This window comes from Streptomyces sp. NPDC054841 (genome assembly GCF_053611045.1).
In genome coordinates this window covers 1-11,602 of the sequence record NZ_JBSGZO010000267.1, presented here as the reverse complement: position 1 = coordinate 11,602, position 11,602 = coordinate 1, and the positions used below count along the sequence as shown (strand labels likewise).

Below are 11,602 nucleotides of genomic sequence, written 5' to 3'. Positions count from 1 at the left end.
GCCGTCGCCTGGGCCCCGGCGACGGCAGGGCGGCACATGGATCGCGCGGCGGCGTGACGACGGGACGAGACGCCGCCGCGGCTCGTCCGCCGGAGACCTGGCCGATGGGTTCGGCCGGATCCTCATGCCACTGACGTCCACGGTCTCCGGCGGCCGCACAGGAATCTAATGCTCCGATGGCCCCCAAAGGGCCTGTTGCGGGGCGAACTTGTGCGCTCTTAACGGCCATGTGGCAATGGCCGTCAAGGACGCGTCAAACAGGGGTGAAAGAGCGTCAGGACCGCGTCAACAGATGCCGTCCGTGGCCGAAACCGATCGCAGACTGATCGGCACGGGGACGCTACGGCCGTCCGTGGCGTGGGTTGGAGGGCGAGTGACCATCACCGCCGGAAGTACGCGCAGTCCGGAGGCGGGGGCCCGGACGGGCGCGGAGCACGTGCCACAGACGGTTGTTCCCCAAGGGGGCCGTCCCGGCCTGCGGTCACGAGGGGGACCGCGGCCGGACGGCCCCCGTCCGCGAGCCCGCCTCGCCGCAGAGGCAGAATCGTTCCGCCGCCGTTACTGGGACACCCTGCCCGCCCGGTTACGCCTGCTGCGCACCGCCACGCTGCTGCTCACCGCCGCCTGCGTCGCGCTGGTCCTCGTGGCGGGGCTCGCCGTATCCCATACCTGGGACAGGGTGGCCGGCCAGCAGGCCCCGCGGACCGTGAGCGCCACGAAGCTCGATCTCGCCCTCAACGACATGGACGCGCAGGCCGCCAACATCCTTCTGTCCAGCGGCGATGCGGGCAGGGGCCGCATGGCCGTGCCGTACAACAAGGCCAATGGCTTCTACGAGCAGTCCCGGCACACCATCAGCAGGGAACTGCGCACGCTCGCCGTTGCCGCCGAGGGCGACGCGCAGGCCCAGCGGACCGTCGAGTCCCTGACCGACGACTTCGCCCGCTACCAGGAACTCCTCGGACGCGCGCGGGAGAACGACGGCCGCGCGGGCGGCAAGGCGGATGCCCTCGCCGACTATCGTGCCGCCACCGACCTCCTAGCGGACCGTCTGCTGCCCGAGGCCAGGAAGCTGGTCGAGTCCAACAACGGTGCCTTCGAGGCGACTTACGACGCAGAACGCTCCGACCTCACCACCCAGTCGGGGGTGCTGCTGAGGCTGGGCCTCTCCCTCCTCGCCGTCCTCGTCCTGCTGCAGTGGTACGTCGCCCGCCGCTTCCACCGCGTCGTCAACCCGGGCCTGCTGGCCGCCACCGCCTGTGTCCTCACCGCCCTCGTCCTCGGCCTCCAGCTGTTCACCGCCTCCGCCGAGCAGCTGCGGGTGGCCCGTCGCGACGCCTTCGACTCCGTCGTCGCCCTGTCCCGCGCCCGTGCGATCGCGTACGATGCGAACGCCGACGAGAGCCGCTATCTCCTCGACTCCTCCCGCCGAGCCGCCTACGAGCAGAGCTTCCTCGACAAGTCACAGCTGTTGTACGGCATCGACGGTGCGGACCTCACCACGCACGACGAGAAGCTCGCCGAGACCTGGGACCGCTACCGTGCCGACCACGAGGACCGGGTCTTCACCGGGGAGTTCCGCCGCGAGCTGGACAACATCACCTTCACCGGCGAGCGTGCCGCGGCCGAGCGGACCGTCGAGACGTACGCCGTCTACCAGCGCGACGACCGTACGATCCGTTCCCTGGTCGCCCAGGGCAAGGAGCGCGAGGCCATTGCCTTCTGCATCAGCTGGGAACCCGGCATGTCCAACGCCCACTTCGGCGAGTGGATGGAGGCGCTGGACCAGGTGACCGGCATCAACCGGGACGCGTTCGACGGCGCGGTACGGGAGGGCCGGGGCGCCGTCAGGGTCCTGATGCCCTGGGCCGTCTCCGCCCTGCTGGCCGCGGGCGTGCTCACGGTCCTCGGGCTGCGCCCACGCCTCTCCGAGTTCCGCTGACCGACCGCCGGCCCTCCCACGTCGGCGAGCCGTGCGTCCTCCAGGTCCAGTGAGCGCTGAAGCCGTCTGCGGATGGTGTCGCTGATGCGGTGGGCGTCGTACAGCCGCTGGAGCTCCGCAGCCTCGACACGTATCAGCTCGCGGCGCAACTGGCGGTACACATGGTCCGCGGACTCGGCGGGATCCGCCTCGCCGAGCAGGTCCCGGGCATGCTCAAGACGTGCCTGAAGACCGCGCCGCAGCCGGTCCAGCACCACATCCGGTACGGCTTCGAGCTCGGAGAGGTCGTCCACTCGCCGCAACCCCGCGTCCGCCAGACGGCATCTTGCCTCGGCCTCCTCCCGCTCGGTGTGGGCGGGTTCGAGGGCGATGCCGGAGCGGCGTACCACGGGCGCCAGGGTGAACCCCTGGGCGATCAGCGTGACCACCACCACCGAGGTGGCCAGCACGAGCACCAAAGGGCGCTGGGTGAGGACCGTGCCGTCCGCTGCGACGACCGGGATGGAGAGCGCGGCCGCCAGCGGGACGACACCGCGGGTCCCGGCCCAGGTCAGTACCGCTGGCACTCGCCAGGACGGCTCCGGCGTGCCGGCCTTGCGCTGCATGACTGCCGAGAGCGGGAACAGCCACACCATCCGTACGGCGACGAGGGCGACGGCGACGGCGAGCGCGTGCAGCGGCCACAGGCCGTAGCCCTCCGGCAGTTCGCGGATCAGCGTCGGCAGGGCGAGGCCGATGAGGCTGAAGACGACGCTCTCCAGCAGAAAGACCACCGTGCCGTAGACGGCATGGAGCTGAAGTCTGATCCGGGCGTTGGTGAGCCGGTCGCCGCGCCCGCCCAGCATCACCCCGGCCACCACGACCGAGGTGACCCCGGAAGTGTGCGCGGACTCGGCCAGTACGTAGGCGGCGTACGGAGTCACCAGCGCGATCACCGTCTCCAGAACCGGGTCCTCGGTGCGCCGGCGGATCACCCCCACCACCAGGGCCACGCCCGCGCCGATGAGGGTGCCGCCGCCCGCCAGCAGCGCGAACTCGCCGCCGGCCGACCCCCAGGAGACCGCCGACGAAGCCACCGCGACACTCACCGCGACCCGGAACAGCACCAGGGACGTGGCGTCGTTGAACAGGCTCTCGGCCTGCACCAGCACCTGGACCCGGGGCGGCAGCGCGAGACGCCTGCCGAGCGCGGTCACGGCCACCAAAGGTCTTTCTCGGCGCGGCCCCCGGCGTCGGCAAGACCTACCGGATGCTCGACGAGGGCAGGCGCAGGGCCGCCCGCGGCACCGACGTAGTCGTCGGCTACGCGGAGTGCCACGGCCGGCCGCACACCGAGGCGAGGCTCGACGGCCTGGAAGTACTGGCCCGGGCCGAGCGGGTCTACCGGGGCCGTACGTACCCCGAGCTCGACCTCGACGCCGTAATCCGGCGCCGCCCACACGTCGTGCTGATCGACGAACTCGCCCACTCCAGTGTGCCGGGCTCCCGCAACGCCAAACGGTGGCAGGACGTGGAGGAACTGCTGGCCGCCGGCATCCACGTCGTCGCCACCGTCAACATCCAGCACCTGGAATCCCTCAACGACGTCGTCGAGAAGATCACCAGGGTTCCGCAGCACGAGACGGTCCCCGACGACGTCGTACGCCGCGCCACCCAGATCGAGCTCGTGGACATTCCACCGGAGGCGCTGCGCCGCCGGATGGCCCACGGCAACATCTACCCGCCCGAGAAGATCGACGCCGCGCTCGCCAACTACTTCCGGCAGGGCAATCTCACCGCGCTGCGAGAACTCGCCCTGCTCTGGACTGCCGACCGGGTCGACGAGGCGTTGAAGAAATACCGCTCGGAGTACGGCATCGGCGGTGTGTGGGAGACCCGTTAGCGGGTCGTGGTCGCGCTCACCGGCGGGCCGGAGGGCGAGACGCTGATACGCCGCGCCGCCCGTATCGCAGCCCGCTCGGCACAGGGCGGTGTGCTGCTCGCGGTCCATGTCGCACGCAGCGACGGGCTGGCCGGGGGAGCCTCGCACTCCGCGCTCGCACGGCAGCGGCGTCTCGTCGAGAGCGTGGGCGGCAGCTATCACTCGGTGGTGGGTGACGATGTGCCGACCGCTCTGGTGGAGTTCGCCGGTGCCGAGAACGCGACCCAGCTCGTCCTCGGCACGAGCCGGCGGGGTCGGCTTGAGCGTTTCCTCACCGGGCGGGGTATCGGTGACACGGCTGTCGCGCTCTCCGCCGACATCGACGTCCACATGGTTACGCACGAGCGGGCCGGGCGTGGCCGGCTGTTGCCCTCCCGGCGGCGTACGCTGCCCACCTCGCGGTTGGTCGCCGGACCCGTGGCGGGTCTGCTCCTGCCTCTCCTGCTCACCTTCCTGCTGGACCGCTTCCGCGGAACCCTCAACCTCACCAGCGAGGCGCTGCTGTTCCTTGCGTCAGGCGGGAGCCGGCAGTCCGAGAAGTCTTCTCGGACGCCGACTCCCGTCGGCGCATCCCCGCCACCACCCAGTCCCTGACCGAAGTACCAACCTCCCACAACAGGAAGGCCGCACACCGATGACCCGGGTGCTCGTCGTGGAGGACGATCCCCAGCTCGTCCGGGCCCTCACGATCAATCTGAAGGCCCGCAAGTACGAGGTGGAAGCCGCGGTCGACGGCGCCACCGCCCTACGGCTCGCCGCCGCGGCCCCGACGGACGCGGTTCTGCTGGACCTCGGGTTGCCCGATGTGGACGGCCTGGATGTGATCAGGGGCCTGCGTCGCTGGAGCAGGGTGCCGATCGTGGTGGTCTCCGCTCGCCGTACCTCCGACGAGAAGATCGAAGCGCTCGACGCCGGCGCCGACGACTACGTCACCAAGCCGTTCAGCATGGACGAGCTGCTGGCCCGGCTGCGTGCCGCCGTCCGGCGCACCGAGACCACCGCCACCGCCGTTGACGACACGCGGCTCGTTACCACCGAAAACTTCACCGTCGACCTCGTCGCGAAGAGGGTCAAGCGCGGCGACAGCGACGTACGTCTCACCCCGACCGAGTGGCACCTGCTGGAGCTGCTGATCCGCAACCAGGGCCACCTCCTCAGTCAGCGGCAGCTGCTGGAGGAAGTGTGGGGTCACTACGCCGGCAGCAGGACAAACTACCTCCGCGTCTACATGGCACAGTTGCGCCGCAAGCTCGAAGCGGACCCTTCGCATCCCCAGCATCTGATCACCGAACCGGGCATGGGATACCGCTTCGAGGCCTGAAACCCTCGCCATATCCCGGCAGCACACATCAGCTCCCTCGCCCACTCGACGCAAAAGAATCGAAAACCATGGCACGCGGCAAGCTTCGGATCTACCTCGGTGCGGCACCAGGCGTCGGCAAGACGTACGCCATGCTTTCCGAGGCCCACCGTCGGGTCGAGCGCGGTACCGACTGCGTCGTCGCCTTCGTCGAGCACCACAACCGACCGCGCACCGAGGTGATGCTCCACGGCTTGGAACAGATCCCGCGCAAGGAGCTGGAGTACCGGGAAGCGGTCTTCACCGAGATGGACGTCGACGCGGTCCTGGAGCGCCGTCCGGCGGTTGCCCTTGTGGACGAGTTGGCGCACACGAATGTGCCGGGCTCGCGCAACGCCAAGCGCTGGCAGGATGTCGAGGAGCTGCTCGCCGCCGGGATCGACGTCATCTCGACCGTCAACATCCAGCACCTGGAGTCCCTCGGCGATGTCGTCGAATCGATAACGGGAGTACGGCAGCGGGAGACCGTCCCCGACGAGGTGGTGCGCCGGGCCGACCAGATCGAGCTGGTCGACATGTCGCCGCAGGCGCTGCGCCGCCGGATGGCGCACGGCAACATCTACAAGGCCGACAAGGTCGACGCGGCCCTGTCCAACTACTTCCGCCCGGGGAACCTGACCGCCCTGCGCGAGCTGGCGCTGCTGTGGACGGCGGACCGGGTCGACGCGTATCTCCAGGAGTACCGGACAGAACACCAAGTCTCCACCATCTGGGGCTCCCGCGAGCGGATCGTCGTCGGTCTCACCGGTGGCCCAGAGGGACGCACCCTGATCCGCCGCGCTGCCCGTCTCGCCGAGAAGGGGGCCGGCGGTGAGGTGCTCGCCGTCTATATCTCCCGCAGCGACGGCCTGACGTCGGCCTCGCCCAAGGAACTGGCCGTCCAGCGGACCCTGGTCGAGGATCTCGGCGGTACGTTCCACCATGTGGTCGGCGACGATGTTCCGCAGGCGCTGCTGGAGCTCGCACGCGGTGTCAACGCCACCCAGATCGTGCTCGGGGCCAGCCGCCGCAAGGCATGGCAGTACATCTTCGGCCCTGGCGTCAGCGCCACGGTGGCCGTCGAGTCGGGGCCCGACCTGGACGTCCACATCGTCACCCACGACGAGGTCGCCCGGGGGAGGGGGCTGCCCGTGGCCCGCGGTGCCCGCCTCGGCCGCTCCAGGATCATCTGGGGGTGGGTGGCCGGTGCCGTGGGCCCGGTCCTGCTGGCGCTGCTGCTGACCCATGTCGACGCCGATCTCGGCCTCGCCAACGACATGCTGCTGTTCCTGACGCTCACGGTGGCCGCGGCACTGCTCGGCGGGCTGCTCCCGGCATTGGCGTCGGCGGCCTTCGGATCGCTGCTGCTGAACTACTACTTCACGCCTCCGGTCGGTGAGCTCACGATCGCCGACCCCAAGAACCTCGTCGCGCTCGTGATCTTCGTGGGTGTGGCGATCTCGGTCGCCTCCGTGGTCGACCTGGCGGCCCGCCGCACCCACCAGGCCGCCCGGCTGCGCGCCGAGTCCGAGACGCTGTCCTTCCTGGCCGGCAATGTTCTGCGCGGCGAGACGAGTCTGGAAGCGCTGCTGGAACGCGTGCGCGAGACCTTCGCGATGGAGTCCGTGGCCCTACTGGAGCGGGAGAGCGACGTCGAGCCGTGGGTGTGCGCAGGGAGCGTGGGCCGGAATCCGGTCACCCGACCCGAGGACGCGGACGTGGACATGCCCGTCGGCGACCACATGGCGCTGGCCCTGTCCGGCCGTGTCCTGCCTGCCGAGGACCGGCGCGTACTCGGCGCCTTCGCCGCCCAGGCGGCCGTGGTCCTCGACCGGCAGGCAGCGCCTCGTCGGCGCGGCCGGGGAGGCCCGAAAGCTCGCCGAGGGCAATCGCATACGCACCGCGCTTCTGGCCGCCGTCAGTCACGATCTGCGCACCCCGCTCGCGGGTATCAAGGCGGCCGTCACCTCGCTTCGTTCCGACGACGTCGAATGGTCTGAGGAGGACCGGGCGGAACTCCTCGAAGGCATCGAGGACGGGGCGGACCGGCTCGACCATCTCGTCGGCAATCTCCTCGACATGTCGCGGCTGGATACCGGCATCGTCACCCCGATCATCCGGGTGACCGACCTGGACGAGGTCGTCCCCATGGCCCTGGTCGGTGTACCGGACCACAGCATCGAGCTGGACATCCCGGAAACGCTGCCGATGGTTGCCGTCGATCGCGGCCTGCTGGAGCGGTCGGTCGCGAACATCGTCGAGAACGCCGTCAAGTACAGCCCCGACGGCGAGGTGGTGCTGGTCTCGGGCAGTGCGCTCGGTGACCGCGTCGAGCTGCGCGTGGTGGACCGCGGGCCCGGCGTCCCCGACGAGGCCAAGGAGCGGATCTTCGAACCCTTCCAGCGTTACGGCGACGCCCCGCGCGGCTCCGGAGTCGGCCTCGGCCTCGCCGTCGCCCGCGGCTTCGCCGAGGCGATGGGCGGCACGCTCACAGCCGAGGACACCCCGGGAGGCGGCCTCACCATGATCCTTACCGTGCAGACAGCCCCCGGCCAGGAGCCGGCCCGCCCCGAGCTACCGAGCACGGCCGTCTCCTGACGGGCCGCGGTGGTGCGGCAGGCACAGCGAGCGATCAGTCGTCCAGCCCTGAAATCCTGAAGATCGCCTTGGCGTTCTCCGCGTCGATCCGCCCGGACAGCTGCTGCAGTGCTGCGCCGCCGCACTGCAGCGTTCCACGGTCCCGCGAGACACGGGCGCCCTCGTCCAGCAGATACCAGAGCCGTGGATTAAGGGCCAGCACACGTGGATCCAGCTGGACGTGGCCGCCGTCCGCGTCCCTCAGAACCAACCGTTGCGCGACGCCATCGGACCAGTGGGCCGTCACCAGCCGGTCCGTCCGTACACGCCGAGTCCGCGTCAGGTTACGAGTCTCGAGCCAATCGTGGCCGGCCGCCACCCTCGCCGGCAGCAGGATCAAGAAGAGCAGCAGTGCCGTCCCGGTCCACAAGGCGCAACGTACGACGCCAAGAGTGCCGTTACCCGCGTCGACGACGAGAAGCAGCCCGAGGAGGAGCGCCGCACAGCAGAAGGCCTGCCGGAGGTCACCGGCCCAGTGCGTGTCGTGTGCCACGGTGCCGGGTGCTGGTGTGGAGCGCCACAAATGGCGTACCTGGATGCGCCGTCCCATGAGGCGACGCTATGCTCGCGGCCCTCAGCGATCCCGGATCCTGACGCGTTGCTGGCGCTGCGGCCGCCAGTCTTGACGCTTGTCTGACGTGAGGTGACCGTGGCTGGCGCCGATGCTCTGTGAAGATGGGCCGGACCTGCGCCAAGAATGCGACAGGACTGCTCGCGGCCCGGAGAACGGGCCTGCACGCTGATCCGCATGACTGTTCTGGCCAAGGGAGACGCCGACGCTGTCGGCGCCGAGGAACCCCCGGATACCGGCGACCGCCACAAGCTCACCGCCGTCACCGGTCTTGCCGCGCTGTCGCTCGACGCGATGGCGTCGGTGGCCTAGGGACCGGAAGCGATCGTGCTCGTGCTCGCCGCGGCGGGCGCGCACGGTCTCGGCTTCACGCTGCCCGTCACGCTGGCCATCGCCGCGCTCCTGGCGGTGCTGGTCGCCTCGTACCGGCAGGTCATCGCCGCCTTCCCGGACGGCGGCGGCAGTTACGCGGTCGCCAAGAACCACCTCGGCCGCCGCACCAGCCTGGTCGCCGCGGCCTCCCTGGTCCTGGACTACGTCCTCAACGTCGCCGTGGCCGTCACCGCCGGTGTCGCCGCGCTGACTTCGGCCTTCCCCGAGCTGTACGACGACCGGCTCTGGCTCTGCCTCGCGGTCCTCGTCCTCATCACCGGCGTGAACCTGCGCGGCATCGTCGACTCGGCGAAGGCGTTCATCGCACCGACCGTCGTCTTCGTCGGCTCGATCCTGGTGCTGATCACGGTCGGGCTCTTCCGGTCCGCACCCGTCTCCACCGAGGCGGCCGCCGGGCACGCCTCCGTCCTCGCGGACAACGCCACCACCGACGGCGCGCTGCTCCTGCTCAATGCGTTCGCCTCCGGCTGCTCGGCGCTGACCGGCGTCGAGGTGATCGCCAAACCCTTACCCTCCTTCCGGACCCCGGCCGTCCGCCGTGCTCAGCACGCCTCCGTCCGTTCCCTGGAGCGGTACGCCCGCCCCGGCGTCGACGCGGTCGCCCGGCACATCGCCGAACGCGACCCCGCCGCCCGCCGGTGTGGTGCCCGGCACTCCCCGATGTCCATGTCAGACAGCCCGGCCGGCTTCCCGTGTTGAAAACCGGGCGACTCTCAGCGTGCGTGTCGGTCAGCGCGGGAGTGCGGGTCAATTCGCTGCGAGGGCCGGTCAAATGAGCTGTTCGCCCGCGTCGTTCACGTGGGCGGGTGGTCCGTCTCGGAATCCTGGGCGGGAAACCGGCTGCCGGCGCGCCCAAGGCTTAAGGCGCGGTGATTCAACCGGCTGGGTATTCAGGGGTCAGTTGCTGTTTTCGAGGGTGAGCTGGCGGTGGTGGAAGTCGAAGTGCTGGGTCGGGTAGCAATAGATGTCTGCGAGCGACATGACGTCGCGGAAGAATGGGTCCCACCGGACGGGGTAGTGCATGCCGCGCGCAAGATCGGCCTCTGACTCCGCTGCGAGTCGCCGGTGCAGGGAGGCGATGACGCGGTCGAATTTGGCGGCCATCCTGCGTGGCCCGTAGAGCTTCACCGCTCCGACGGGTCCGACATAGTTGACGAAGTCGAACGGGACCGTCGCCGCGTCCAGGAGTCGAGCGAGCATTCTGCTGACGCTGCGGGGCAGACGCCCGAAGAGGCGCACCAGGATCAGCAGCGGCGGGAGCAGCATGTAGCCGAAGAGCATGTGCCACAGGAGTTGCTCGTTGGTCCATCGGGTGCCGACTGTGGGCCGGGCCAGGTCGGCTTTGGAGGCGGCCTCCAGCAGACGGTGAAAGGTTTGCCGGGCGCGCTCGTAGTCGTCGTACACGGCCTGCCGGTCCATCGGGTGTGGGCTCGCCATGGCCTGCTGCTCTCGGTCGGGAATCTGGCTGTGATGATGCCCGGTGAGGAGGCTGGGACCAATAGCAGCGGCACCCTGAATGCGCGGCCCAGCGAGTGCCGCGGGTTGAGGAACGTCCGTGTCAGATCGTGCGCTGGGCCCGCGTCGACCGTGGTGGGTGGCTGACCGGCTTCCGCCGTCCGTGGGCACCGCGGCGGTCACTCGCCCAGCAGCCACCTGAGGAGCCGTCCTCGACATATGGCGCTGAAATGCCCTGATGCCGGCATGGGCCCACCGGGGGCCGTTCGGCCCAGTGACGGGAGCCATGTTTCCCGTTTCCGTCGAAGCAGTTCCTCCCTCACGCTGGAGTTGGGGGTGCACGCGGACCAGCCGGAGGAAGTGATCGGCATGATGTGGGACGACGACGGCGGCTGGGGCTGGGGCGGCTGGTTGGCCATGACCATGGTCATGGTGCTGCTATGGACACTGGTGATCGTCGGCATCGTTGCCCTCGTCCACTACCTCACCGGCGCCCACCGCGGTCACCAGCCTGGCCCGCCTCCTCCCTCCAGCGAGCGCGGGTGGGGAGGCAGGCGAGCGGAGGACCTGCTCGCCGAGCGGTTCGCTCGCGGGGAAATCGATGAGGACGAGTACAGACGTCGGCTCGCGCTACTGCGGGAGCAGGGGTGAACGCGAACCGCCGACGCCGGATGCGGCTGGCCCTGGCCCGGGCAGCCGCTGCGCTCCTGCTGGGCATTGCCACGACAGCGCTGCTCGCCGCTACCGGGGCCTTCCGCTGCTCGCCGCCCGCGGTCGGTCCTGGCAGGCGCCGCGCGCCGCGCGATGTACAGCTTCCCTGCTGCCCGGCCAGGTGGTGAGCGGGACCTTGGCCGACATGGGCCCGGCATGATGGGCGGCCCCAACGGTCCAGACCGCGGCTGGAGCACAATGCGCATGGTCGCTGACCACATCACTGTCGCGGCGGGGACAGTGTCGTTGCGCGCGTTCGACGCCGGATGTCTCTCCCACGAGGTGCTGGTGCTGCCGCTTTCCACAGGCCAGCTCCCAGGGGTAGCGGCCGACCGGTCCGGATGGCTGAATCGATGAGACAGGCAGCCTCGGCGAGGCGTCACGTAGCTGCGCCGCGGGCACGGGTGACGGCATCACCCCGGGAACGACGGGATGGGCCACGCTGATGCTGCAGCCCGGCCGCTACGAGCCGGTCTGCAGCGTCGCCGGTCACTTTCTGGCCGGTATGTACGCCGAGTTCGACGTCACCGGCCGCCGGCTAGGGCGTGTTGCGAAAGTAGCGCCGTCCGCCCGAAGGGCGGGGCCCGCGGCGTCTGGTGCGTGCGATCGCAAGGCGGAGGATCATCCTCGTAC

At 69.9% G+C, this 11,602-nt stretch carries 5 protein-coding genes and 4 pseudogenes; 6 read left to right on the top strand and 3 right to left on the bottom strand.

All coding sequences use genetic code 11. From position 1 onward, the window contains the following. Positions 1 to 373 precede the first annotated feature (373 nt). Positions 374 to 1,942 carry a hypothetical protein gene (locus ACWGI8_RS28590; protein WP_453665197.1) on the top strand — a complete coding sequence of 523 codons (1,569 nt, stop codon included), beginning with the start codon at positions 374 to 376 and terminating at the stop codon, positions 1,940 to 1,942. A 17-nt stretch (positions 1,943 to 1,959) separates the two neighbouring features. Here the strand turns inward: ACWGI8_RS28590 and ACWGI8_RS28585 are convergent. Then, positions 1,960 to 3,144, bottom strand: a pseudogene (locus tag ACWGI8_RS28585) (cation:proton antiporter); the annotation flags it as partial. Between the two features lie 2 nt (positions 3,145 to 3,146). Between ACWGI8_RS28585 and ACWGI8_RS28580 the strand changes: the two are divergent. The 3 genes and pseudogenes from ACWGI8_RS28580 to ACWGI8_RS28570 form a co-directional block, all read left to right on the top strand. Further along, positions 3,147 to 4,373, top strand: a pseudogene (locus tag ACWGI8_RS28580) (universal stress protein); the annotation flags it as partial. A gap of 124 nt (positions 4,374 to 4,497) precedes the next feature. After that, on the top strand, positions 4,498 to 5,184 hold the full coding sequence (locus tag ACWGI8_RS28575; RefSeq protein ID WP_453665196.1) for a response regulator: 687 nt from the start codon (positions 4,498 to 4,500) through the stop codon (positions 5,182 to 5,184). A 68-nt stretch (positions 5,185 to 5,252) separates the two neighbouring features. After that, positions 5,253 to 7,800: pseudogene (locus tag ACWGI8_RS28570) on the top strand (ATP-binding protein). Positions 7,801 to 7,834: 34 nt separating this feature from the next. Here the strand turns inward: ACWGI8_RS28570 and ACWGI8_RS28565 are convergent. Beyond that, the gene (locus tag ACWGI8_RS28565; protein ID WP_453665195.1) at positions 7,835 to 8,389 is read right to left on the bottom strand and encodes a hypothetical protein; all 555 of its coding nucleotides are present in this window, start codon (positions 8,387 to 8,389) and stop codon (positions 7,835 to 7,837) included. A gap of 198 nt (positions 8,390 to 8,587) precedes the next feature. On the opposite strand from ACWGI8_RS28565, the pseudogene ACWGI8_RS28560 reads away from it, so the two are divergent. Beyond that, positions 8,588 to 9,361: pseudogene (locus tag ACWGI8_RS28560) on the top strand (APC family permease); the annotation flags it as partial. Positions 9,362 to 9,700: 339 nt separating this feature from the next. Here ACWGI8_RS28560 and ACWGI8_RS28555 read toward each other — a convergent pair. Next, complete coding sequence (locus ACWGI8_RS28555) at positions 9,701 to 10,240, bottom strand: DinB family protein (RefSeq protein WP_453665193.1); 540 nt, start codon at positions 10,238 to 10,240, stop codon at positions 9,701 to 9,703. A 354-nt stretch (positions 10,241 to 10,594) separates the two neighbouring features. Between ACWGI8_RS28555 and ACWGI8_RS28550 the strand changes: the two genes are divergently transcribed. Beyond that, positions 10,595 to 10,909: an SHOCT domain-containing protein gene (locus tag ACWGI8_RS28550; RefSeq protein WP_453665192.1), complete on the top strand. Its 315-nt coding sequence runs from the start codon at positions 10,595 to 10,597 to the stop codon at positions 10,907 to 10,909. The last annotated feature ends 693 nt before the right edge of the window (positions 10,910 to 11,602 follow it).

What these genes read in the sequence shown, in the direction of transcription:
- ACWGI8_RS28575 (WP_453665196.1), top strand. Translation starts at nt 4,498, where the DNA reads ATGACCCGGGTGCTCGTCGTGGAGGACGATCCCCAGCTCGTCCGGGCC.
- ACWGI8_RS28555 (WP_453665193.1), bottom strand. Translation starts at nt 10,240, where the DNA reads ATGGCGAGCCCACACCCGATGGACCGGCAGGCCGTGTACGACGACTAC.
- ACWGI8_RS28565 (WP_453665195.1), bottom strand. Translation starts at nt 8,389, where the DNA reads ATGGGACGGCGCATCCAGGTACGCCATTTGTGGCGCTCCACACCAGCA.